This window comes from Halorubrum distributum JCM 13561, from assembly GCF_000337395.1.
Classification (GTDB): Archaea; Halobacteriota; Halobacteria; order Halobacteriales; family Haloferacaceae; genus Halorubrum; species Halorubrum distributum.
In genome coordinates this window covers 116558-138911 of sequence record NZ_AOJF01000030.1, presented here as the reverse complement: position 1 = coordinate 138911, position 22354 = coordinate 116558, and the positions used below count along the sequence as shown (strand labels likewise).

At 71.0% G+C, this 22354-nt stretch carries 19 protein-coding genes and 1 pseudogene; 11 read left to right on the top strand and 9 right to left on the bottom strand.

All coding sequences use genetic code 11. From position 1 onward, the window contains the following. Window positions 1–229: 229 nt before the first annotated feature. A pseudogene (locus tag C470_RS05460) lies at window positions 230–906 on the top strand (uracil-DNA glycosylase family protein). 258 nt (window positions 907–1164) lie between these two features. On the opposite strand, the gene C470_RS05455 reads toward C470_RS05460, so the two are convergent. From C470_RS05455 to C470_RS05440, 4 genes are all read right to left on the bottom strand, one after another. After that, window positions 1165–2430 (bottom strand): asparagine synthase C-terminal domain-containing protein, encoded by a 1266-nt coding sequence (locus tag C470_RS05455; RefSeq protein ID WP_008365803.1) that lies wholly within the window; start codon window positions 2428–2430, stop codon window positions 1165–1167. A 5-nt stretch (window positions 2431–2435) separates the two neighbouring features. Then, the gene (locus C470_RS05450; RefSeq protein WP_008365801.1) at window positions 2436–3119 is read right to left on the bottom strand and encodes a PHP domain-containing protein; all 684 of its coding nucleotides are present in this window, start codon (window positions 3117–3119) and stop codon (window positions 2436–2438) included. Window positions 3120–3569: 450 nt separating this feature from the next. Next, window positions 3570–3836 (bottom strand): DUF7513 family protein, encoded by a 267-nt coding sequence (locus tag C470_RS05445; protein WP_004596460.1) that lies wholly within the window; start codon window positions 3834–3836, stop codon window positions 3570–3572. Then, the gene (locus tag C470_RS05440) at window positions 3833–5398 is read right to left on the bottom strand and encodes a Na+/H+ antiporter NhaC family protein (protein ID WP_008365799.1); all 1566 of its coding nucleotides are present in this window, start codon (window positions 5396–5398) and stop codon (window positions 3833–3835) included. The genes C470_RS05445 and C470_RS05440 overlap by 4 nt, the downstream gene beginning before the upstream one ends. A 386-nt stretch (window positions 5399–5784) precedes the next feature. On the opposite strand from C470_RS05440, the gene C470_RS05435 reads away from it, so the two are divergent. From C470_RS05435 to C470_RS05420, 4 genes are read left to right on the top strand one after another with little or no spacing between them, the layout of a single operon-like run. Beyond that, on the top strand, window positions 5785–6252 hold the full coding sequence (locus C470_RS05435) for a 30S ribosomal protein S15 (RefSeq protein WP_004596458.1): 468 nt from the start codon (window positions 5785–5787) through the stop codon (window positions 6250–6252). Between the two features lie 39 nt (window positions 6253–6291). Next, window positions 6292–7503: a hypothetical protein gene (locus tag C470_RS05430; protein WP_008365797.1), complete on the top strand. Its 1212-nt coding sequence runs from the start codon at window positions 6292–6294 to the stop codon at window positions 7501–7503. A 1-nt stretch (window position 7504) separates the two neighbouring features. Continuing rightward, window positions 7505–7846 (top strand): KEOPS complex subunit Pcc1, encoded by a 342-nt coding sequence (locus C470_RS05425; protein ID WP_008365795.1) that lies wholly within the window; start codon window positions 7505–7507, stop codon window positions 7844–7846. Further along, window positions 7843–8490 (top strand): 30S ribosomal protein S3ae, encoded by a 648-nt coding sequence (locus tag C470_RS05420; RefSeq protein WP_007346088.1) that lies wholly within the window; start codon window positions 7843–7845, stop codon window positions 8488–8490. The genes C470_RS05425 and C470_RS05420 overlap by 4 nt, the downstream gene beginning before the upstream one ends. A 460-nt stretch (window positions 8491–8950) precedes the next feature. Here the strand turns inward: C470_RS05420 and C470_RS05415 are convergent, their stop codons facing one another. Then, window positions 8951–9538 (bottom strand): GNAT family N-acetyltransferase, encoded by a 588-nt coding sequence (locus tag C470_RS05415; RefSeq protein ID WP_008365792.1) that lies wholly within the window; start codon window positions 9536–9538, stop codon window positions 8951–8953. Window positions 9539–9651: 113 nt separating this feature from the next. Here C470_RS05415 and C470_RS05410 point away from each other — a divergent pair, with 113 nt between their 5' ends. Together C470_RS05410 and C470_RS05405 are read left to right on the top strand one after the other, a co-directional pair. Continuing rightward, window positions 9652–9930 carry a DNA-directed RNA polymerase subunit L gene (locus C470_RS05410; RefSeq protein WP_004596453.1) on the top strand — a complete coding sequence of 93 codons (279 nt, stop codon included), beginning with the start codon at window positions 9652–9654 and terminating at the stop codon, window positions 9928–9930. Between the two features lie 261 nt (window positions 9931–10191). After that, the gene (locus C470_RS05405; protein WP_008365790.1) at window positions 10192–11220 is read left to right on the top strand and encodes a glycosyltransferase family 4 protein; all 1029 of its coding nucleotides are present in this window, start codon (window positions 10192–10194) and stop codon (window positions 11218–11220) included. A 27-nt stretch (window positions 11221–11247) separates the two neighbouring features. Here the strand turns inward: C470_RS05405 and C470_RS05400 are convergent, their stop codons facing one another. Further along, a complete protein-coding gene (locus tag C470_RS05400; protein ID WP_007346091.1) occupies window positions 11248–11571 on the bottom strand; it encodes a DUF7510 family protein in 324 nt (107 codons plus the stop codon). 137 nt (window positions 11572–11708) lie between these two features. On the opposite strand from C470_RS05400, the gene C470_RS05395 reads away from it, so the two are divergent. From C470_RS05395 to C470_RS05380, 4 genes are all read left to right on the top strand, one after another. Further along, window positions 11709–12983 (top strand): Single-stranded DNA binding protein, encoded by a 1275-nt coding sequence (locus C470_RS05395; protein ID WP_004596450.1) that lies wholly within the window; start codon window positions 11709–11711, stop codon window positions 12981–12983. After that, window positions 12980–14620 (top strand): hypothetical protein, encoded by a 1641-nt coding sequence (locus tag C470_RS05390; RefSeq protein ID WP_008365788.1) that lies wholly within the window; start codon window positions 12980–12982, stop codon window positions 14618–14620. The genes C470_RS05395 and C470_RS05390 overlap by 4 nt, the downstream gene beginning before the upstream one ends. After that, complete coding sequence (locus C470_RS05385) at window positions 14620–15396, top strand: metallophosphoesterase (RefSeq protein WP_008365786.1); 777 nt, start codon at window positions 14620–14622, stop codon at window positions 15394–15396. Before C470_RS05390 ends, C470_RS05385 begins: the two co-directional genes overlap by 1 nt. A gap of 333 nt (window positions 15397–15729) precedes the next feature. Further along, on the top strand, window positions 15730–17790 hold the full coding sequence (locus C470_RS05380; protein ID WP_008365785.1) for a histidine kinase N-terminal 7TM domain-containing protein: 2061 nt from the start codon (window positions 15730–15732) through the stop codon (window positions 17788–17790). Between the two features lie 21 nt (window positions 17791–17811). Here the strand turns inward: C470_RS05380 and C470_RS05375 are convergent, their stop codons facing one another. From C470_RS05375 to mutL, 3 genes are all read right to left on the bottom strand, one after another. Then, on the bottom strand, window positions 17812–18234 hold the full coding sequence (locus tag C470_RS05375; RefSeq protein WP_008365782.1) for a Zn-ribbon domain-containing OB-fold protein: 423 nt from the start codon (window positions 18232–18234) through the stop codon (window positions 17812–17814). After that, window positions 18231–19391: a thiolase family protein gene (locus C470_RS05370; protein WP_008365780.1), complete on the bottom strand. Its 1161-nt coding sequence runs from the start codon at window positions 19389–19391 to the stop codon at window positions 18231–18233. Before C470_RS05370 ends, C470_RS05375 begins: the two co-directional genes overlap by 4 nt. A 74-nt stretch (window positions 19392–19465) precedes the next feature. Next, the gene (mutL, locus tag C470_RS05365) at window positions 19466–21769 is read right to left on the bottom strand and encodes a DNA mismatch repair endonuclease MutL (RefSeq protein WP_008365778.1); all 2304 of its coding nucleotides are present in this window, start codon (window positions 21767–21769) and stop codon (window positions 19466–19468) included. Window positions 21770–22354 lie beyond the last annotated feature (585 nt).

The window sequence follows — 22354 nt, the reverse complement described above, 5'->3', positions numbered from 1 at the left end:
TTCGGTCATAAATTAACGATCCTGAAACTTCCCCCGTCCCGCGCCGATCGACGCGTATCCCAGCCCGGTTTGACCCCGTTTATCTCCGTAACTTATGAGAATTCACGGCGGTTCGTGCGCCTCGCATCGGCGCTTCGCGCCCGGCACTGTCCCGCCGGCTCCGACCGCGCGTGGGTCGCACCGCGCCGGACCGAACGGGATTTAACCGAGTGAGCGCCTACCCGGTCGCGTGAAGAACGTCACGGACCGGATCCGGAACCCCTTCGGGATGCGTCCCGACTGCCCATCGTTCGTCCCCGGCTACGGCGACGCCAACGCCGACTTCCACGTCGTCGGCGACTACCCCGGCGTCCACGGCGGGACCGAGTCGGGCGTTCCCTTCACCGGAGAGGCGTGGTCGCCCGCGTTCCTGTCGGCGCTCGCGGCGGCCGGACTGATCGCGGGACTCGCCGACGGCGTCGCGCCCGACGGCGTCGCGATCGACGGCGACCCGACGGCGATCGACCCCGTCCGGACCGACCGGACGTTCCTCTCGTATCTCCACATGTGCGAGAGCGAGGGGGCGCCGGACGAGGGCGCCTACGACGACATNGGTTCTTCGACGCCGAGCTCCGCGCCATCGCGGCCCACGTGCTGCTCCCGGTGGGCGCGCGGGCGACCGAACACGTCCTCGAGACCTACACCGCGCGGGCCCGGAAGACCGAGATCGACATGGACGCGCTCCACGGCGAGGAGCTGCTCGGCGCCGGCTGGCTCGTCGTTCCGATCAAGGACCCCGCCGACTGGACCGACGGCGACGCCGACCGGCTCGTCGACTCGCTCGGGGAGCTGCGCTCGACCGACTTCCGGCGCGAGAGCGACCTCGGACGGTTCGTCGCCGGCAACGAGCCGTACCTGGTCCGCTGACGCAGCGACCGCCCGCGAGCCCGCGAACTCGTCGGTTTTCGCCCGGATAGACGTGAAATTTCTCCGGCAAAGCGGGTTCCCGATGCGGAGATTCGGCAGTAATCGCTCGCATCCGCGGACGATCGTTTTCTGCCCGGCCGCGATCGAGTCATATTTGTCGCTACTGCCCGGATTTTATACCTCTCCTGCCGATATTTCAGTAGACGCCCGCTCGAACGGGCGTCGGCCGCAGGACTGGTACTCCGCGCGGCGACTTGGTCAGATCCGGCCCTCACCGGCCGGTTTTTCCTCGCTACACAGCGCCTCGACGTACTTCCCGACGTGGTCGTCCATCCGCCGCTTGTAGCCCGCCTGCCGCGCGAGTCGGTCGAGCTCGCGGGAGACGTACGTGCCGTACTGGACCGCCTTCTTGTCCGCGCCGTGAACCGATTCCGGCACGCGCCCGGCCGCGACCCGGCGGAGCGCGACCTTCCGCTCGTCGCCGTCGACGAGCAGGTCGTCGGGGAGCGCCAGCGCGGCGGCGACGACTCGGTCGTCGAGCAGCGGCGTCGCGGGCTCGACGCCGGCGGCGCGGAGCGCGAGGACGTCCCGCTCCAGTTGACCGGGTAGCGTGCGGACGGTCTCCGTCCGCGCCCCGCGGACGGTGTCGGCCTCGACGCGAGGGTCCGCCGCCGGGTCGACCACCTTGCTGTACCCGCCGAACAGCTCGTCGGCGCCCTGCCCGACCGCGAGCCGGTCGAACCCGTCCGCGGCGGCCGCCTCGGCCGTCAGGAACAGCGGCACCGCGATGGCGACGTCCATCGGGTTCCGGCGACCGGTCGCGGCCGCGACGGCGCGGACGGCACGCCTGAGGTCCTCGTGCGTGATCTCGACGACCCGCAGGTCGCGCTCCATCGCGCTCGCTGCCTCGCGCGCGGCGGCGACGTCGTGACTCCCCTCGAAGCCGGCGACGTAACAGGGGGCCTCGGGGACGGCGGCCGCGACGAGCCCGGAGTCGACCCCGCCCGAGAAGGCGACCGCGAGGTCGCCGTCAGCGGTTCCCTCGGCACTCGCCGGAGAGAGTGAGGACGCGAGGTCGTCGAGCGCTGCGCTCACCGCGTCGTCGACCGCCGACAGCGCCGCCTCGCGGTCCGGTTCCGGACCGGGATCGGGGAGGCGCCAGACGCGTTCGGTCCCCGTCGCCGAGACGACGCTTCCGGCCGGGACCGGTTCGGGATCCTTGAGGTCGGTCCGGTCGAAGGCCCACGCGTCGGGGGCCGTCGGCCGACGCTCGGTGTCGGGGTCGAGCGCGGTGGCCTCGGCGAACAGCGGCTGCCGGCCGAGGACGCCGCGGACGAGGGCCGCCCCCTCGCGGTTCGGAGCGTCGCGGTCCGGCGAGTTCCACTTCGGCAGGTCGGCCAGCAGGCCGGCGAAGCCGCGGCCGCCGGGGAGGGGGTCGGCGTCGCGGAGCGCGGCGCGGACTCGGTCCGGGGAGGCGCCGCGCAGGTCGGAGGACTGGTCCTCGGAGGAGGCGTCGGGCGCCATCGGGCTCACCGGAGGGCGTCGAGCGTGCGGAGCGCGCGGCGCTTGGCCCCCCCGCCGAACTGCTTGAGCGAGATCCGCCACGGGGTGCGCTTGCCGACGACGCTCGTCCGGCCGTCGGCGATGCCCGAGAGGATCGCGGCCGCGGAGCGCTCGTCGGCGCCCACCTCGGTCACCGCCTGTCCGACCATCTCGGAGATGTGGGCGTCGCTGCCGGCGGTCATCGGGAGGCCGTTGCGGACGGCGAACTTCTCGGCCTGGCGGTTCGAGCGCCCGGTGAACAGCCGGGAGTTGTACACTTCGAGGGCGTCGGCGCTCGCCAGCTGCTCGTCGCTGATGTGCGCGGCGACGCCGTGGCGGGACTTCTGGAAGGGGTGGGGGACGACCGCGATCCCGCCCTGATCGCGGATGCGGTCGAGCGTCTCGTCGAAGGGGAGGCCGCTCTCGATACGCTCCTCGATGCCGAACGCGAGGACGTGGCCGACCGCGGAGGTCACCTCCATGCCGACGATGCCGACGAGGCCGTAGTCGGGGGCCTTCTCGGCCGCCTCGATGCTGGCGTCGATCTCGTCGTGGTCGGTGACGGCGAGCGCGTCGAGCCCGACCGCGGCCGCCTGCTCCAAGAGGAGCTCGACCGGGTCGCGCCCGTCGTACGACAGCGCGGAGTGCGCGTGTAGCTCGACCGATAGCACACGCACCGCTTCGAGCGTGGTCATAAAAAGCGCCCCGGTCCGCGCGGGTCCCAAGAGATTCCCGGCGGCTGAACATCGCTGTGGCGACGTGGGCTTAACAATAACTGCGGTGGCGCGTGCCTGCGAGCGGCCGCCATCGGCGGCCGCNCCGCGAGGAGCACGCGCGAGGGACGCCGCGAGCGCTTTTAAGCGCGAGCGGCGAGGCTGGGGAGGCGCGAGGTGCTGTGCGGGGCGGGGTGGGACTCAAAGGGGCAGCCGTGAGGCGGGCGCAGGGGACGTAAGGACCACAGGGAGGGAGCGAGTGAAACGAGCGACCGACCGAGGACCGCAACGAGCGTGCGCCCGCCTCACGGCTGGGGCTTTGGCGGTGTTCGCCGCCGATCTACCGGCGGTTGTTTATAAATGAGCGGCTGAATCGACGAACTCGAAAAAAGACGCCTCGGGTACCGATCAGAACGCGCTCTCGCCCACCGTCTTCCGGTAGGTCGCTCGGCCGGTGTGCGCCGAGTCGTCCCACGACTCCACGTCGACGATGATCCGAGTGTTGATCGCGTCTTCCGGCGCGCCCTCGATCCGCAGCGTCGAGTCGCCGATCCGGGCGACGTGGCCGCCGTCCCCCTCGCCGGTCACCATCACTTCGAGGACGTCGCCGGCCGCGTAGTCCGGTCTCGACCCCCGGAACGACCAGCCGGCGAGGAACTTGTCGAAAACGCTCATGCGCGCGACACCTCCTCGGAGACGCGGTCGGGAATGTACTCCCGCCCGAAGCCGGTGACCGCGGCGAGGATGAATATCGCCACGAGGAACCAGCCGTGGAACACGTACGGGACGACCTCGATCGGGTTGACGACCATCTCGGGGCCGTACTCGGCGCCGAGCCCGTCGGGGCCGACCATCACCTGGTACCCCACGAGCACGCCGCCCGCCCACGGGAAGATGTAGCCGAGCGCGGAGGTGTTGGCGTCGAGAATGTTCGCGCGACGGTAGCCGTTGATGTTGAACTTCTCGCCGATGCGGGCGACGTACGGGGCGATCGCGATCTCCGCCGCGGTGTTGATCGTGATCATCCCGTTGATTGTCGCGGTGCCGAGCACCATCGTCAGCTCCGCCCGGCGGACCGTCGTCGCGACGCGGTCGAGGAGGAACGTCTGGATCGCCTCGAAGCCGCCGCCGCGGATCATGATCTGCGCCATCGCGACGATCAGGAGCGTGAGGACGATCAGCGGGAAGAAGCCGACCGCGCCGGAGTAGAGGCTCCCGCCGACGCCGGCGGTCTCGCCGACCTCGACGACCGGCAGCCCGGAGAGCGACCCGGCCTCGGTGACGGTGAAGACGACGATGTCGCTCGCGCTCGAGAGCCCGAAGAGGAGGTTGAAGACGACCGCCACGAGCAGCCCCCACGAGATCGCCTCGACGATGTGGCGGCCCGCGACCGCGGTGAGGATGACGATCCCCATCGAGAGCAGGTGGACCAGGCCGAGCGCGTTCGCGGACTCGCGGAGCGCGACGGCGCCCTCCAGTTCCACGCCGGACATGACGGAGCCGGCGATCAGGTACGCGGCGAGCGCCGGGACCGCCGCCGCGATGGCGTACTTGAACCGCGAGGCGACGACGCCGCCGATGTCGGCGTCCTGCGTCACCGCGCTCACGATCGTCGTGTCGCTGACGGGCGCGAGGTTGTCGCCGAACACGGCGCCGGACAGGATGGCGGCGAACAGCAGCACCGGGTTCGCGCCGATGAGGACGCCGGCCGGGAAGAACAGGGTGACGAACGCGACGGTCGCGCCGTAGCCCGTGCCGATGCCGGTCGCGAGGAGGCCGCAGAGGACGAACGCGGCCGCGGGGAACGTCGCCGCGCCGACGTTCAGGGCGTCGGCCGCGAAGATGAGCCCCTCGACGAAGCCGCCGACTTGGAGCGTCTCGGCGAACATCCCGGCCCACAGCCACGCGACGATGGCGGTCGCGGCCACGCGCTGGGTCATCCCCTCGAAGATGGTGTCGGCGTACGCCTTCCAGTCGCCGCGCACGAGGAACATCCCGAGCGTCGTCCCGATCAGCGCGCCGACAACGAGCCCGTTGGTGTCGCCGATGCCGAGGACGCCGCTCTGGAAGATCGCCCACGCGATGAAGAAGACGAGCGGGACCGTGCTCGCCCACTTCCCCCCGCGGAACTCGATCCGCGGGCCGTCGCTGTTCTGCTCGCCGACGCCGAACTCGCTCCCGTCGGGCGGGTCCCCGCCGTCGGTCGCCGGCGGAGCCGCGTCTGTCGTGTCGGTCATCGATCGTTCACAACCCTCCCGATACCGACGACCCACGTAAAACCTCCCCTCCGCGGAGAGCTTGCGCGGAGCGACATCCGCACTCAAGCGGCACGAAGCGGAGGCGGAAGCGAGGACGCCTCCGCCGCTCCGACCCACAAGAACACGCTTAAGAACCCGGACGGCGACTCCGAATACGGGAACAGCACAGCTGCAGATCCGACTCGCCGGGGCCCTTTCGCCCGCGGCTTGGGAATGTAGCAGTGCGCCGACGCCTCCGGCGTCGCGGTCGGGCGGGCCGCTCGCGCGGCCCGTCCGGTCGGATCGCTCGCTCCGCGAGGGATTCGTAGCCGCGCCGCGCGGAGTCGCGGTCACGTTGCGGTTGTGCCGTTCCAACCAGACAGACAATGGCACGAATGCACACGCGCCGTCGCGGTTCGTCCGGTTCGGACAAGCCGGCGACGGACGAGACCCCGGAGTGGAGCGACGTCGACGCCGAGGACATCGAGTCCCGCGTCGTCGAACTGGCGGAGCAGGGCCACGACCCCAGCGTCATCGGCCTCAAGCTGCGCGACGAGGGCGTCAAGGGCGTCCCGGTCCCCGACGTGAAGCTGGCGACCGACAAGAAGATCACCGAGATCCTCGAGGAACACGACGCCGACGCCGACATCCCGGAAGACCTCCGCAACCTCATGTCGCAGGCGATCCGCCTGCGCGAGCACATGGAGGAGAACGGGCAGGACCACCAGAACAAGCGCGCGCTCCAGAACACGGAGTCGAAGATCCGCCGCCTCGCGAACTACTACCGCGGCGACGAGATCGACGAGGAGTTCACGTACACCTACGAGAACGCCGTCGAGTACCTCGAGGAGTAAGCGTCCGACGCGGCGACAGCGGTCCACGAGACCCCACCAATGACCGAAGCGACGTCCGCCACGCCCGCCCCCGACGCGCTCGCCGGCGTCCTCGCAGACGCGCCGTTCGTCCGGCTCGTCGCGACCGACGACGGCGACGCGCTGGCAGCCGCGGGGCTGCTCGCGCGAGCGCTCCGAGCGACGGGCACGCCGTTCCAGGCGCGCGTCGACCCCGATCCGGTCCCCGCCGACGTCGACGACGGCGTCGCGGTGGCCGTCGGCGTCGACCGCGGCCCGCACGCGATTCCCGGGACGGGACGGCCGGCCAGCACGGCGGCCTTCGCGGTCGCCCGCGCGCTCGGCGCCGAGCCCGACCCCGTGGTCGCGCTCGCCGGCGTCGTCGCGGCCGGGTCGATCCCGGGCGCCGACGGCTCCGGGGACGCGCTCGACGCCGCGGAGCGGGCCGACAGCGTCGAGCGGCGCCCCGGCGTCGCGCTTCCCGTTTCGGGCGGCGACGACGCCGAGGCCGCGCCCTCGCGGGCCGAGGCCCTCGCGGCCTCGACGCTCGCGTCGACGCGGTACTCCGGCGACCCCGAGGCGGCGCGCGACGCGCTCGCCCCGCTGGGACTGCCGGCGGACCCCGACTCGGACGATCACCGACGCCTCGCGTCGCTGGTCGCGGTCGACGCGGTCGACGGCGACGACGCGAGCGAGCGCGCGGCCTCGGCGGTCGAGCGCGCGCTCCGCCCGTACGCGACGGACGGCCCGTTCGAGACGGTCGGCGGCTACGCCGACGTGCTCGACGCGCTCGCCCGGGAGGCGCCCGGGACGGGCGTCGCGCTCGCGCTCGCGAGCGACCCCGACGCGTCGCTCCGGACGGCCGCGCTCGACGCGTGGCGCCGCCACGGCCTGGCGGCTCACCGCGCGCTCGACGCCGCGACCGTCGGCCGGTACGACGGCTGCGTCGTCGCCCGCGTCGACGCCTCGGAGGCGGTCCTGCCGACGGTCGCCCGGCTCGTCCGGGACTTCCGGTCGCCGGAGCCGGTCGCGGTCGCGCTCGACGAGAGCGCGGGCCGGCTGGTGGCCGCCGCGACCGGCGGTGGCCGCGCAGCGGGCGACGCGGCCGCCGGCCCGGTCGGACTCGGCGACGCCTGCCGGACCGCCGCCGGCGAGGTCGGCGGCGACGGCTGGGGGACGCCGATGCGAGGTCACGTTTCGGTCGACGACGGCGACATCACCGCGGCGCTGGCCGCGCTCAGGGAGGCGATCTGAGATGGTCGACGACGCCGCGCCGACCGCCGGCGACGCGAAACGGACCGCGACGGTCCGGACGACGCACGCCGACGCCGCGACAGTCGCGGCCGCGCTCGGGCCGGACGAGACCGACTCGATGCGCACGCGCGTCGACGGCGACGTCGTCGCCTGTACCGTCGCGCGACCGACGACGGGGGGACTCCAGTCGACGCTGGACGACCACCTCGTGAACCTGCGCGTCGCCGACCGCGTGATCGACCGCGCTCGGTCGCATCTCGCCGCAGACGCTGACTCCACCGACACCCTCGACTCCACAGACGAACCGCAGACGACCGACACCGACACACAACCCGACACATGAGCGAACGATCCGTATCCAAGAGCAGAGAACAGAAGCGCTGGTACACCGTGCTGGCGCCCGAACAGTTCGACCGACAGGAGCTCGGCGAGACCCTCGCCGAGGAGCCCCAGCAGGTCGTCGGCCGTACGATCACGACGACGCTCGACGAGCTGACGGGCGACTCCAACGCGAACAACACGAAGCTAACCTTCAAGATCACCGACGTCGGCAGCGACTCGGCGTACACCGAGTTCATCAAGTACGAGCTGACGCGGGACTACCTGCGCTCGCTCGTCCGCCGCGGCGCCTCGAAGGTCGAGGCGTCGATCACGGTCCTGACGACGGACGACTACCGGATCCGCGTCCAGCCCGTCGCGCTGACGACGAAGAAGGCGGACCGCTCGCAGGAGAAGGCGATCCGCCGCGTGATGATCGACAAGGTCCACGCCGCCGCCGAGGAGCGGACCTTCGAGGCGTTCGTCGACGCGATCGTCGACGGGAACCTCTCGTCGGCCATCTACGGCGACGCGAAGGAGATCTACCCGCTCCGCCGCGTCGAGGTCCAGAAGCTGACCCTCGAAGCGAGGCCGCGCGAGGTCGCCGCCGAGGAGGAGGCGTCCGTCGACGTCGACGCCGACGAAGTCGCGGTCGACGCCGACGAGTAACGACTCGTCCGAGCGACGCGCCCGTTTTGCGTTTTATCGACCGCGTAGCGGCCGCGCCGGCGCGCGGGCAGGTCGTCGTGAACGGGGGCGCCGTCGGTGGCTCTATTTATAAGTACAACTCCTGACCGCTGTGCGGTGGCGCGCGCCTCCGAGCGCCTTTTAAAGGCGCGAGGAGCGCGTGCGAGGGAGNCGACGAGGCTGGGGAGGCGTGAGGCTGCGGTGCTGTGCGGTTCGGGGCGGGACTCGAAGGGGCAGTCGCGAGGCGGGCCCAGGCGACGCAAGGACCGCAAGGAACGAGCGGAGCGAGTGACTGAGGACCGCAGCGAGCGTGGGCCCGCCTCGCGACTGGGGCTTTGGCGGTGTTCGTCGTCGATCTGCCAGCATCCATTTATAGGCGAGCGGCTGAGACGTTGGAGGCGTTCGACGCCGAGCCGCGAACAACGACTTATAAACCGTCCACTCACTCCACCTCTCGCGTCAGCTGCTCCCGGTACGGCTCGAACCCCCGTTTCTCGTAGAACGCCGCCGCGCGCTCGTTGTCGACGTCCACGTCGAGGCGGAGTTCGCCGCAGTCCTGCTCGCGCGCGTCGGCCGCCGCGCGCTCGATCAACCGGTCCGCCAACCCACTCCCGCGGTACGACTCGTCCACGTAGATGTCCCCGACGACGAGCCGGTCCGGACGATCGAACACCTCCGGACACTCGTCGACGCTCGTCGAGACGAACGCGACGAGGTCGCGGTCCGGGTCGGGAGCGCCGGCGGGCGCGGGCTCCTCGGGGTCGAGGCGCTCGGGATCGGCGGTCTCGGAATCGACGCCGCCCGGACCGACCTCCGGGTCGACCGCGACGACCCACAGGCGGCGGTCCGCGTTCTCGCGGAGCAGGTCGATCCGGAACGCCGCCTCCGCGGCGATCAGCTCCTCGTCGGGCCGGTCGGCGGGCGCGTGGCTCTCAACAGCGGCCGCGAGGTCGCGGTGGTAGGGAAGCCACAGCTCGGCGGCGTAGCGGCGGAGGGCGTCCTCGTCGGTCGGTAACCGTCGGATCTCCATACGGCCGCCACCGGAGCGGGCGACATACGCTTTCGGGTCGCGTGCGATCCGTCCGCATCCGTCGATATTCGGGAGACGAAAGCTTGAAACGCCGCTCGCCCGACCTCTCGGGTATGGAACTGCGGGTCATCGAGAAGACCGACACGGAACTCCACATCGAGATCGCGGGCGAGGACCACACGTTCATGAACGTGCTGAAGGGCGCCCTGCTGGAGTCGGACGACGTCGCGGCCGCGACCTACGACATGAACCCCGAGCAGTCCGGGGGCCAGACCGAGCCCGTCCTCACCGTCAAGGCCGAGGAGGGCGACCCGCTCGACGTGCTCGCGGACGCCGCCGGCTCCATCACCGAGCGCACCGACGCGCTGCGCGACGCGGTCCGCGCGGCCTGACCGCGGGCGCGGTCCGACCGCGGTCCGACTCCCTTCTCCGCCCGACTCTCTCCGATCCCCTCCACTCCCTTCTCCGCCCGGCTCTCTCCGACCCCCTCCACTCTCTTCTCCGCCCGACTCTCTCCGACCCCCTCCACTCTCTTCTCCGCCCGACTCTCTCCGACCCCCTCCACCCCCTTCCGCCTCGCTCCGCCGGACGCCACGAGGGGCATACCTAAGTGCCGACTCCCGAAACGGGGGTGTATGCCGCCGAGCGTACTCATGCTGGGGTGGGGGTTCCCGCCGAACATCACCGGCGGGCTCGACGTCCACGTAGGGGAACTGTTCACCGGGCTGCGCGACGACCTCGGCGTCGACGTGACGCTGGTGTTGCCCGCGGAGTTCGCGCCCGACGACGAGCCGGGGCTCGAACCCGTCGAGACCGGGGAGGGCGACGTCGCGGCGCGCGTCGGGCAGCTCTCCGACCGCTTCGTCGAACTCGCGCCCGACCACGACGTGATCCACACGCACGACTGGTTCGGGTACGGCCCCGGCCGCGCCGCCGCCCGCGAGTCCGACGCCACGTGGGTCTCCTCGTTCCACTCGCTGGCGAGCGACCGCAACATCGACCCGCCGAGCCGCGAGGTCGAGACCGAGCGCCGGCTCGCGAATGCCGCCGACACGAACATCGCGGTCAGCGAGATCGTCCGCGAGGACATCCGGGAGCTGTACGACGCCGACTCGCGGGTCGTGTACAACGGCTTCTCGACGCCGAAGTTCTCCGGGAAGGACGTGCGCGCGGACCTGGACATCGACGGCGAGATGCTGTTCTTCGTCGGCCGCCACACCGACCAGAAGGGGATCTCCCACCTCCTGTACGCGACCAAGAAGCTGCGCGGCCGCGACGTGACGCTCGTCGTCGGCGGGTCGGGCCACCAGACCGACCAGCTGAAGCGGTTCGCGGAGCTGCTCGGCATCGACGACCGCGTCGAGTTCGCCGGCTACGTCCCCGAGGCCGAGCTGGGCGACTACTACGCCGCCTCCGACGCGTTCGTCTCGCCCTCCTACGCGGAGCCGTTCGGGATCACGATCACGGAGGCGCTCGAGGCGGGGACGCAGGTGGTCGCGACCCGGTCCGGCGTCGCCGAGGTGCTCCCCGACGGCTGCCTCGTCGAGGTCGAGACGGACTCCGAGTCGATCGTCGACGGCCTCATCGAGGCGCTCGACCGCGAGGAGCCGCCGCAGTACGAGCGCCGCGAGTGGGGCGACGTCGCCGAGGACACGCTCGCCGTGTACGAAGACGTCGCGTAGCTCCCGCAGCCGTTCCCTCTCCCCCGTTCAGTCCCCGGCGCCCCGGAACACGTCGAACTCCGTCACCGGCTCCGGGTGCGTGACCCGGAAGCCGTCCGCGGTCTCCATCACGCCGCGCGTGCTGCCGGTCGCGCCGCCGTACGGACTCTCCTCGCCGCCCGCGCCGGCGCCCTGGTACGGCGAGGTGTACGGCGACCCGGAGACCGGGTCGTCGAACCCCTCGGGCGGGAGGTAGATCCGCTCGCCGCCTTCCGACCGCACGACGACGGCGACGTCCCGCGTGCCCGTCACGTCGATGACCGTGCGGTCCTCGGCGATCCGCGCGTCGACATCGATGTCGGTGTCGTCCATGTGGGCCCCTGCGACCGGGAGCGGTTTAGCTGTGCCGGCGGCGCGGCGGGAGTTGCGCCGCGGGCCGACGGGAATCTCGCCGCTGGCCCCCCGTCGGTGGTGAATCCTTTTGTGCGGCGGCGCCGAACCTCGCTTCGATGGACGTCAACAGCCATGCCGAGGAGCTCGCCTCCGACCTCGGCGTCGACAAAGAGGAGGTCAAAGCCGACCTGGAGAACCTACTGGAGTACAGCGTCCCGATCGACGAGGCCAAACAGAGCGTCCGCCGGAAGCACGGCGGCGGTGGCGGCGGGTCGTCCCCCACGCCCGACGCGGTCGACGTCGGCGAGATCACGACCGACCACGACGGCGTGACGGTCACCGTCCGCGTGCTGACGCAGGGGACGCGCACGATCCGCTACCAGGGCGACGACCTGACGATCCGCGAGGGAGAGATCGCCGACGAGACGGGCGTCATCTCCTACACCGCCTGGCAGGACTTCGGCTTCGAGCCGGGCGACTCGCTGACGATCGGCAACGCCGGCGTCCGCGAGTGGGAGGGGGCGCCGGAGCTCAACCTCAACGACTCGACGACGGTCGCCATCGCCGACGAGGAGGTCGAGGTCGACCGCGAGGTCGGCGGCGACCGGAGCCTCGTCGACATCGCGGCCGGCGACCGCGGCCGCAACGTGGAGGTCCGCGTGCTGGAGGTCGACGAGAAGACCATCTCGGGGCGCGACGGCGAGACGGAGATCCTCGAAGGGGTCGTCGGCGACGAGACGGCGAAGCTCCCCTTCACCGACTGGCAGCCCCGCTCAGAGATCGAGGCCGGCGCAGACCTCCGGATCGAGGACGTGTACGTCCGGGAGTTCCGCGGCGTCCCCTCGATCAACCTCACCGAGTTCTCGACGGTGACGCCGCTCCCCGACCCCGTCGAGGTCGCGGAGGACGCCCCCCGCCTCTCGGTCGCCGACGCGGTCGGCTCCGGCGGGATGTTCGACGTCGAGGTCGTCGGGAACGTGCTGGAGGTCCGGGACGGCTCCGGGCTCATCGAGCGCTGTCCGGAGTGCGGCCGCGTCGTCCAGAACGGCCAGTGCCGGAGCCACGGCGACGTGGACGGCGAGGACGACCTGCGCGTGAAGGCCATCCTCGACGACGGTACCGACACGGTGACGGTCGTCCTCGACGACGAGCTCACCGCCGAGGTGTACGGCGGCGGCCTCGACGACGCCCTCGCCGCCGCGAAGGACGCGATGGACAAGCAGGTCGTCGCCGACGACATCGCCGACACGCTCGTCGGGCGCGCCTACCGCGTCCGCGGGAACCTCTCGGTCGACGACTACGGCGCGACCCTCGACGCCGTCGAGTTCGAGCTCGCGGACGACGACCCGGCCGACCACGCCCGCGCCGCGCTCGCGGAGGTGGGCGAATGAGCGACGACGGGCCGGGCGCCCGGGAGGTCGCCTACCGGGTGTTCGCCGCCGAGTTCGACGACGCGTCCCTCTCCTACTCCGAGAGCGACGAGGAGCGCGCCCCGAACTACGTCGTCACGCCGACCGGCGCTCGCGTGAACCGCCTGTTCACCGCCGGCGTGCTCACCGAGGTCGAGCGCGTCAACGACGAGACGCGCCGCGGTCGCGTCGTCGATCCCTCGGGCGCCTTCGTCACCTACGCCGGGCAGTACCAGCCGGAGGCGCAGACCTTCCTCGAACGCGCCGAGCCGCCGGCGTTCGTCGCGCTCACCGGGAAGGCGCGCACCTTCGAGCCCGAGGACTCCGACCGCGTGTTCACCTCCGTCCGCCCGGAGAGCCTCAACGAGGTCGACGCCGACACCCGCGACCGGTGGGTCGTCTCCGCCGCGGAGGCGACGCTCGACCGGCTCGCGGTGTTCGCGAAGGCGCTCGACGCCGACCTGCGCGGCGACGACCTCCGCGCGGCGCTGGAGGCCGGGGGCGCCCCGGCCCCGCTGGCCGCCGGGATCCCGAAGGCGCTCGACCACTACGGGACGACCGCGGCGTACGCCGAGGCGGTCCGCCGGCTCGCGGTCGACGCCCTCGAGATGATCGCGGGCGACCGCGACGAGGTCCGCGCCCTCGAGATCGCCCCCGACGAGGGGGACGCGACCGCGATCGGGCCGCTCCCCGAAACCGACGTGACGATCGCCGAGCCGTCCGCGACGGCCGAAAGCAAGGAGGTCGCGGGCGAGGACGCCGGCTCCGAGCCGGAAGCGTCCCCCGAGGAGACCGATGCCGAACCGACCGCGGAGTCGGAATCGACCACGGAGTCGGAACCGACCACGGGCTCCGACTCGACCACGGGCTCCGACCCGTCGACAACCGATACCGACTCGTCGCTCGACGACTCGACCGAGTCGGAGTCGACTCCGACCGCCGACTCAGACCCGCTCGGTGACGATGCGAGCGACTCCACCGGGACGACCGACGAGGGCAACGCCGCGACCGACGAGGGCGACGCCGCGACCGACGAGGGCGACGCCGCGACCGACGAGGGCGGACTCGGTGACTTCGACGCCGGCGACGGGGAAGACGCATCCGCGGAGTTCGACGCCGACGGCGACGCGGACGCGACCGCGGACCTCGATCCGGACGCGGACGCCGACGACATGTACCAGCTCGACGAGGAGGAGCGCGAGGAGATCGAGTCCGAGTTCGGCACCGACTTCGCGACCGGGACCGAGGTCGACGAGCCCGGCGAGGCCGACATCGACGTGCCCGACCCGGAGGAGCTGGCCGAGGAGGCCGAGGACCCCGCCGCGGCCGCGGAGGAGGCGGCCGCGCCCGGTGCTGAAAGCGACGAGGCGGACTCCATGACCGCCGACGATGGGGAGACCGATACCGACACCGACGCCGAGGACGTCGACCTCGAGGCCGCGGCGGTCGCGGCGATGGACGACCTCGACGACGGCGACGGCGCGCCCCGCGAGGCGGTCGTCGAGCGCGTCGCGGACGAGCACGGCGTCGAGCCGGGCGCGGTCGAGGACGCCATCCAGGACGCGCTGATGAGCGGGCAGTGTTACGAGCCCGGCGACGGGCTGCTCAAGCCGATCTGATGGCGCGGGGCGAGCCGGTCACCGTCGAGCCGGTCGTCGGCGAGCCGGCGGCCGTGGCGGACCTCGGCGCCGAGCACGCGCTGCTCGTCGCGGACGTCCACGCCGGCATCGAGGTCGGCCTGCGCTACGAGCGCGGCGTCGAACTGGACTCCCGGGCCGACGCGCGGCGCGAACGCCTCTGCCGGCTGATTGCCGAGACCGACGCCGACCGGCTCGTCGTCCTCGGCGACCTCGCGCACCGGATCGGCGCCCCCGACGGCGACGAGCGCGAGGAGCTGGAAACGCTGATCCGCGCCGTCACCGACCGCGTCCCGATGACGCTCGTCGAGGGGAACCACGACGCGGGCGTCGCGGAGACGTTCGCGGACGACCTCGACGTGATCGGAGCGGGCGGCGGCGTGCTCGGGGATTCCGTCGCCGTCTGCCACGGCCACACGTGGCCGGATCCCGCACTCCTCGACGCCGACGTGGTGTGTATGGGCCACGAGCACCCCCAAGTACGACTTGAGGACGCGGTCGGCGGCTCGCGCGTCGAGCGCGCGTGGCTCCGTGGGGTACTCGATCCCGCGGCGTTCGTGGAGGACGGCGGAAACGAGGGGGACGGTCCAGATCCGTCCGAACTCGTCGTCTTCCCCGCGTTCAACGAACGCTCCGGCGGGACGTGGGTAAACGTCGAGGGGCAGTCGTTCCTCGCGCCGTTCCTCCCGGCGGCGCTCCCGTCCGGGGACGCGTACCTGCTCGACGGAACGCGGCTCGGGGACTACCGACGAGTGTGAGGCGTCGCCGTCGGCCACGGCCCGCTTAGCCCGCGGCGGATCGATAACGTGCGCGTTCGTCGCTCGCACGCGCTGCCTCGGCCCGCTCTCCCGCTCGTCGTCGACAGGCGCATAGGCGGTACTTTCACCGGGAATCTTGGTGATTCTCACGAGGCAAGAACGTCGAATCGGATTTCGACAGCCGCGAGAGTGTGCGGTGAAACACCGTTCTTGGCTGTGTGTGGCGATTATTTCGACCTGCGGAGGTAGTCGAACGCACATCAGATCGAGTCCTATTACCACGCCTGAAAATATGTCCATAGGTTTATCTGTCGAGTGTGGATTCGTCCTCGTATGTGGTTATCACCCGGTATCGTCTCTTGGGCCCTGTTCGGCATCTCTGGGCTGAACCTCGGTATCGCCGCCGTCGCGGTCCGACGCAGAGAGGTGCGCGGCGCGGTCGCGTTCTCGCTGGTGATGATCTGCGTGTCTCTCTACTCGCTGGGCACCGGAATCCGCGCCGGGAGCACGACGCTCTCGCTGTATCAGGTCGGGACGGTCGTCAAATTCGCCGGGATCCTCGGACTCGGGCCGACCCAACTCCGATTCGGACTGATATACACCGGCCGGGAGTCACTCCTCACTCGCCGCCGCTGGGCACTCCTGCTCGCGTGGCCGGCCGCCGTCTTCGCACTCGTCGCGACCGCACCGGCACACGACCTGCTCTGGACCGTTCGCGGGTTCAGCAGCGCCGCTCCGCTGGCCGCCGTCGACCGGGCAAACGGGCCGCTGTTTTGGTTGACGCTGGCGTACACCTACACCCTGATACTCACCACGTACTCGTTGCTGCTCGTTTTCGGGATCAGGCGCGGCGGGCAATACCGCACGCAGGTCCTGCTGATGCTCTCCGGCGGAATCATTCCGGTTATCGGCAGTTTCCTCCTCTTGTACAGCGGTAACCTGTCGTCGGCCTTCGACCCGACGGCGTTCGCCAACACGGTTACCGGCGTCGTGTTCGCCGTCGCGCTCTTCGGATTCGGCTTCCTCGACCTGGCTCCCGTCGCGAGGCATACCCTCGTCGACGAGATGGTCGACCCGGTGTACGTCGTCGACGTCGACGATCGCGTCGTCGACGTGAACGTGGCCGGTATGGAACTTCTCGGCGAGGGAGTGGGTGAGCCAGTCGGCCGACCGGCGGCCGAGGTGGTTCCGCTGTACGACTCGTTCCACGAGAGCACCGACGACGCCGACTCGGACGTGACCGTCGAGCGCGACGGGTCGCTTCGATTCTTCGACATCAACCGAACGACGCTGACCGACCGGAGCGGAGCGACGATCGGGTCGCTGTTGATCTACCGCGACGTCACAGCGCGACACATCACCGAAAAGCGGTTCGAACGACTCATCCAACAGTCTTCGGACATCATCGCGGTGATCGACAAGAGCGGAGACATCACGCACGTCAGCCAGTCGGTTGAAGAGATTCTCGGCTACGGCCCGACGGCGTTGATCGGTGCGAACGTCATCGAGAACGTCCATCCCAACGACCAAGACGAGCTCCGCGCCGAACTCTCCGCCCACGCCACCGAGTACGGCTACACCAGCTCCTACAGGGTTCGGTTCCGGCACGCCGACGGAGAGTGGCGGGTCCTCGAAGTACGGGCGCGGAACCTGCTCAAAGACCAATTCGTGGAGGGCATCGTGCTGAACTCCCGCGACGTCACCGAAAAAGAGCGGCAGAGGCGAAAGCTTGAGCGGCAGAACGAGCGGCTCGATCAGTTCGCCAGCATCGTCTCGCACGACCTCCGAAACCCGCTGAACGTCGCGACCGGTCATGTCGACATGCTCGCATCGGACGCCGGAAGCGAGCAGGAAGACTCCATCGAGACGGTTCAGCGGCAGCTCGAACGGATGGAGGCGATCATCAGCGACGCCCTCACGCTGGCTCGGTCGGGCGAGGTGATCACCGAGACCACCGAGGTGCGGCTCGAGGACATCTCTCGCACGGCATGGCAGAACGTCGACACCGCCGAGGCCGACCTCGTCGGCGACACGTCGCTCACCCTCGACGCAGACAAAGACCGGCTGCTCAACGTTTTCGAGAACCTGTATCGAAACAGCGTCGAACACAACGAGACGACGGGTCTGACCGTTCGGGTCGGGCCGCTGTCCGAGACGTTCGGGTTCTACGTCGAGGACACCGGCACGGGGATCCCCGAGGACAAGCGCGGCCAAGTGCTCGAACAGGGGTACACGACCAACCGCGAGGGGACCGGGTTCGGGCTCGCGATCGTCAGGGACATCGTCAGGGCGCACGGGTGGCAGATCACGGTCTCGGAAAGCGACGAGGGCGGCGCGAGGTTCGAGATCGAGTGCGCCGAGGTCCCGTTGGAAGAGCAGCCCGCGACAGCCTGAGCGCTCGGCCTCGCCGGCCTCTCAGAGCGGCCGGAACCGGAACCCGTCCCACTCCTGGCTCTCCGGTTCGCGGATCCCGGCGCCCGGCTCGCGGAGCTCGTCGGCGTAGACCGGTTCGACGCGGTCGCCGATGTCGACATCGAAGGTCTCCCCGGTGCCGTCCTCGCGCTCGGCGATCTGTCCGAGCGCGCGGACCGCGGGGCCGTCGTACTCGTCGCCCAGGTCGAACTCGACGATCGCGAGGGTGTTCGGCTCGCGGACGCCCGGCGGCGTCGCCGTCGAGGTCGTCCACGTGAGGATCTCCCCTTCGTACTCCCGGAGGTCGACCGTCCCGACGCGCTCGGCGCCGTTCGGGCTCACGGTGTGGGGCGGGTACGTGACGGCCCCGTCCGCGTACTCCGCCGCTTCGAAGGTCGGTTCGTCCGTCTGAGTGTTCTCGCTCATTGGTTGCCCTCCAGAATCGCCGTTGTCACGCAGTTCCCGAACCCGCCGACGTTGCAGGCGAGCCCCGTGTCGGCCTCGACCTGTCGCGGCCCGGCGTCGCCGGTGACCTGCTTGAATATCTCGTACACCTGCGCGACGCCGCTCGCCCCGAGCGGGTGGCCCTTCGACTTGAGGCCGCCGGAGGTGTTGATCGGGAGCTCGCCGTCGCGGTCGGTGACGCCCTCCTCGACCGCCTTCCACCCCTCGCCCTTCTCGAAGAAGCCGAGGTCCTCGCTCTGGAGGAACTCGAGGATGGTGAACATGTCGTGGAGCTCCGCCACGTCGACGTCGTCCGGGCCGATGCCGGCCATCTCGTAGGCGATATCGGAGGAGTCGACGACCCCGCCCATCGTCGTCGGGTCCGCGCGCTCGTGGACGACGTGGGTGTCGGTCGCGCCGCCGATGCCCGATATCACGGCGTAGCTGCCGTCGGGCGCGTACTCCTCGGCGACGGACTCCGGGCAGAACACGAGCGCGGCGGAGCCGTCCGTGATCGGACAGAAGTCGTACAGCCGGAGCGGGTCGGCGACGATCGGCGAGTCGAGGACGGTGTCCAGGTCCACCTCTTTTTGGAACTGCGCGTGGGGGTTGTCCACGCCGTTCTTGTGGTTCTTCACCGCGACCTTCCCGAGGCTCTCGCGGGGCGCGTCGTACTCGTCGAGGTACAGCCGCGCGGTGAGCCCCGCGAACGAGGGGAGCGTCACGCCCTGCTTGTACTCGACCGGGTGCGTGAGCGACGCGATCACGTCGGTCGCCTCCGACGTCGTCCGGTGGGTCATCTTCTCGCCGCCGACGAGCATCGTGAGGTCGCTCGCGCCGGAGGCGACCGACTGCCACGCGGCGTACACGCCGGCGCCGCCCGACGAGGAGGTCTGGTCGATACGGGCCGTGTAGGCCGGCTGGGCCGCGAGGTCGTGGGCGAGCGCGTTCGGGACGCCGGTCTGGCCCTCGAACTCGCCGCTGGCCATGTTCGAGACGTACAGGTGATCGAGGTCGTCGCCGTCGACGCCGGCGTCGTCGAGCGCGGCCGCGCCCGCCTCCGCCAGCAGCTCCCGCACCCAGGCGTCGCGCTGCCCGAATTGGGTCATCGACGCGCCGACGATCGCTACGCGTTCCATACGCGTGGGTCCACCGGAGTCGCCTAAAACGTACCTCTCTGCGGTCGACGGAGAGGGAGGCCTTCCCCGCCGACTCACTCCGCTCGCCGGCCCCCGTGACCGGGGTAGTCGCGCTCGAACCGCGATCCGATCTCGTCGCGGTCGAGCCGAATGACGACCGGGCGCCCGTGTGGGCAGGCGTAGGGGTTCTCGCAGGCGTCGAGCCGGTCGAGGAGGTCGACGACCCGCCCCTCGGTCAGCGAGGTGTTCCCGGTGACGGAGGGGTAACACGCGAGGTCGGCGAGCAGCTCGTCGACGACGTCCGCGACCGGCTCGTCGCCCGCGGCGGCGTCGTCGACCAGCGCGGAGAGCACGTCGCGCAGGAGGTCGGGGTCGAGCGCGGCGTCGAAGACCGCGGGGACCGCCGTCACCGCGACCTCGCGGTCGCCCGCGCGCTCGGCCCGGAACCCGATCTCAGACAGGTCGTCGACGAACTCCTCGAACAGCGCCGCCTCGCGCGCGGTCAGCTCGATGCGGACCGGCTCCGCGAGCGCCTGCGCGTCCGCGCCGTCCGCGAACGCCGCCTTCAGCCGCTCGTAGTTCACCCGCTCGTCGGCCGCGTGCTGGTCGATCAGCACGAGTCCGTCGGGCGCCTCCGCGACCACGTACGTCTCGTGGAGCTGTCCGAGCACCCGCAGCGAGGGCAGCGAGTCGAACCCGCGCTCGCTCTCCGTCCCGTCGCCGTCGAGGGTTCGCTGCCGGGTCGCGGGGCGCGTTCGGGCGGTCGGGCGCGTGGCGTCCTCGCTCGCGACCGACGCGTCCTCCTCGACGGACCCGTCGCCGCGGTCCGGTCCTTCGTCGACTGCGGGCGTTCGGGGTGGCGTGTCCGCGTCCGAGGCGTCGGCGTCGCGGTCGACCGCGTCGGCCACCGTCTCCGCGGCCTCGTCGGCTCCGCTCGGGGCCTCGTCGCCCCCCGTCGGCGGCTCGAGGTCTCGTCCCGCGGCGTCGTCCTGCCAGCTCCGCGGCGAGGGGCGGGCGTCGTCGGCCGCGTCGCCGAGTCCCCGCTCCGTCTGTCCGGCGGTCGATCCGTTCGCAGTTCCGTCCTCGCCGCCCACGTCGTCGACCGCCCACGCCGCGTCGTCCGAGGGGTCCAGTTCGGTCGGCGCCGCGGGGTCGTCGGTGTCGGGGTCGGTCTGGGCCGCGTTAGTGTCGGCCTCGGCGTCTGCGCTCGCGTGCTCGCGCCCCTCGCGCGCGGCGCGCTCGTGGCCGGTGTTCGCGCCCCCGACGGCCTCGACGTCGGGGGTCTCGGGGTCGACCGCGGTCTCGTCGGGCGCCGACTGGCCGCGGGGCGCCGTCGAGCGGATCAGGCCGTGGTCGAGCAGGGCCGACTCGACCGCGTCCTCGACGGCCGAGCGGACCGCCGGCTCCTCGTCGAAGCGGACCTCCAGCTTGCGCGGGTGGACGTTCACGTCGACGTCGCCGGCCGGGACCTCGACGAAGAGGACGGCGAACGGGTAGCGGTCGGGCGCCAGCTGGCCGCCGTAGGCGTCGAGCGTCGCCTCGCGGAGCGCGCTCGCGGTGACGTACCGGCCGTTGACGTACGTCGAGAGGTAGTCGCGGGTCGAGCGCGCCGTCTCGGGGTGCGAGACGAGCCCGGAGACCCGCCTGACGGGGGCGTCGGTCTCTTCGCCTCCCAGTCCATCTTCGGGCGTCCACTCCACGTCGATCATCGACTCGGCCACCTCGCGGCCGTAGACGGCGAGGACGGCCGAGCGGAGGTCGCCGTTCCCCTCGGTGGCGAACGTCTCGCGGCCGTCGTGTTCCAGCGAGACCGCGACGTCGGGGTTCGCCAGCGCGTAGCTCGTCACCACGGTGTTCACGTGGTCGAACTCGGTGGCGGTCCGCTTGAGGAACTTCTCGCGAGCGGGCGTGTTATAAAAGAGGTCGTCGACCTCGACGGTCGTGCCCGCCGGACAGCCGGCGGGGCGGACCTCACCGACCTCGCCGCCCTCGACGGTGATCTCCGCGCCCGCCTCGGCGTCCGGGGGGCGCGAGCGCACCGTCAGTCGCGAGACGGCGCCGACGGTGTACAGCGCCTCGCCGCGGAAGCCGAGCGTGGCGACGCCGCGGTCGAGGTCCTCGATGTCGCCGATCTTCGAGGTGGCGTGCTCCGCGACGGCCGCCTCCAGCTGGTCTTCGGGGATCCCGACGCCGTCGTCGCGGACGCGGATCCCCTCGGTGCCGCCCGACTCGACCGACACCGCCACGCGGCTCGCGCCCGCGTCGAGGCTGTTCTCGACCAGCTCCTTCACGACGCTCGCGGGCCGCTCGACGACCTCGCCGGCCGCGATCCGCTGGACGGTCCGCTCGTCCAACCGCTCGATGTCTGGCGGCTCCATTCGTACGCTCCGTCTGACGAGCGCGCACTTCAAGCCGTTGTCGACCGCGGCGACGCGAGACGGACTAGCCCAACGAATACGCCATTTATAAACCAAACTGCGGTGGCGCGTGCCTCCGAGCGCCCAGCGGGCGCGAGGAGCACGCGCGAGGGAGTCGGGCGCGCCGAGGGCGACCGAAGGGAGCCCGATGGACGCGCCCGACGAGGCTGGGGAGGTGAGAGGTGCGGTCGCGGTCGGGTGGGACTCAAAGGGGCAGCTGCGAGGACGAAGCACGGCGACGCAAGCACCGCAGCGAAGGAGCGCCAGCGACTGAGCGAGGAGCGCAGCGAGCCGCGCGAGTCCTCGCGGCTGGGGCTTTGGAGTAGTTTGCCGCCGTTCAGCGGTCAGTCATTTATAAGCGAGCGGCTGGGGCTTTGGCGGTGTCAGCCGCCGATCCGCCAGCAACCATTTATAAGTGAGCGACTGGGATTTGGGGGCGTTCTCCGCGGTAACAGCGGTTTCCGATCGAGTAGCAGCGTTCGCACTCTCCGAATCAGAGAGAAAGTACGAACAATCGGTTCACACGCCAACGCCCGCTCCGAAAAT

Coding starts and splice junctions, on each gene's coding strand:
- C470_RS05455 (WP_008365803.1), bottom strand. CDS start 2,430: ATGGCGCCCGACGCCTCCTCCGAGGACCAGTCCTCCGACCTGCGCGGC.
- C470_RS05445 (WP_004596460.1), bottom strand. CDS start 3,836: ATGAGCGTTTTCGACAAGTTCCTCGCCGGCTGGTCGTTCCGGGGGTCG.
- C470_RS05440 (WP_008365799.1), bottom strand. CDS start 5,398: ATGACCGACACGACAGACGCGGCTCCGCCGGCGACCGACGGCGGGGAC.
- C470_RS05435 (WP_004596458.1), top strand. CDS start 5,785: ATGGCACGAATGCACACGCGCCGTCGCGGTTCGTCCGGTTCGGACAAG.
- C470_RS05430 (WP_008365797.1), top strand. CDS start 6,292: ATGACCGAAGCGACGTCCGCCACGCCCGCCCCCGACGCGCTCGCCGGC.
- C470_RS05425 (WP_008365795.1), top strand. CDS start 7,505: ATGGTCGACGACGCCGCGCCGACCGCCGGCGACGCGAAACGGACCGCG.
- C470_RS05420 (WP_007346088.1), top strand. CDS start 7,843: ATGAGCGAACGATCCGTATCCAAGAGCAGAGAACAGAAGCGCTGGTAC.
- C470_RS05415 (WP_008365792.1), bottom strand. CDS start 9,538: ATGGAGATCCGACGGTTACCGACCGACGAGGACGCCCTCCGCCGCTAC.
- C470_RS05410 (WP_004596453.1), top strand. CDS start 9,652: ATGGAACTGCGGGTCATCGAGAAGACCGACACGGAACTCCACATCGAG.
- C470_RS05405 (WP_008365790.1), top strand. CDS start 10,192: ATGCTGGGGTGGGGGTTCCCGCCGAACATCACCGGCGGGCTCGACGTC.
- C470_RS05400 (WP_007346091.1), bottom strand. CDS start 11,571: ATGGACGACACCGACATCGATGTCGACGCGCGGATCGCCGAGGACCGC.
- C470_RS05395 (WP_004596450.1), top strand. CDS start 11,709: ATGGACGTCAACAGCCATGCCGAGGAGCTCGCCTCCGACCTCGGCGTC.
- C470_RS05390 (WP_008365788.1), top strand. CDS start 12,980: ATGAGCGACGACGGGCCGGGCGCCCGGGAGGTCGCCTACCGGGTGTTC.
- C470_RS05385 (WP_008365786.1), top strand. CDS start 14,620: ATGGCGCGGGGCGAGCCGGTCACCGTCGAGCCGGTCGTCGGCGAGCCG.
- C470_RS05380 (WP_008365785.1), top strand. CDS start 15,730: ATGTGGTTATCACCCGGTATCGTCTCTTGGGCCCTGTTCGGCATCTCT.
- C470_RS05375 (WP_008365782.1), bottom strand. CDS start 18,234: ATGAGCGAGAACACTCAGACGGACGAACCGACCTTCGAAGCGGCGGAG.
- C470_RS05370 (WP_008365780.1), bottom strand. CDS start 19,391: ATGGAACGCGTAGCGATCGTCGGCGCGTCGATGACCCAATTCGGGCAG.
- mutL (WP_008365778.1), bottom strand. CDS start 21,769: ATGGAGCCGCCAGACATCGAGCGGTTGGACGAGCGGACCGTCCAGCGG.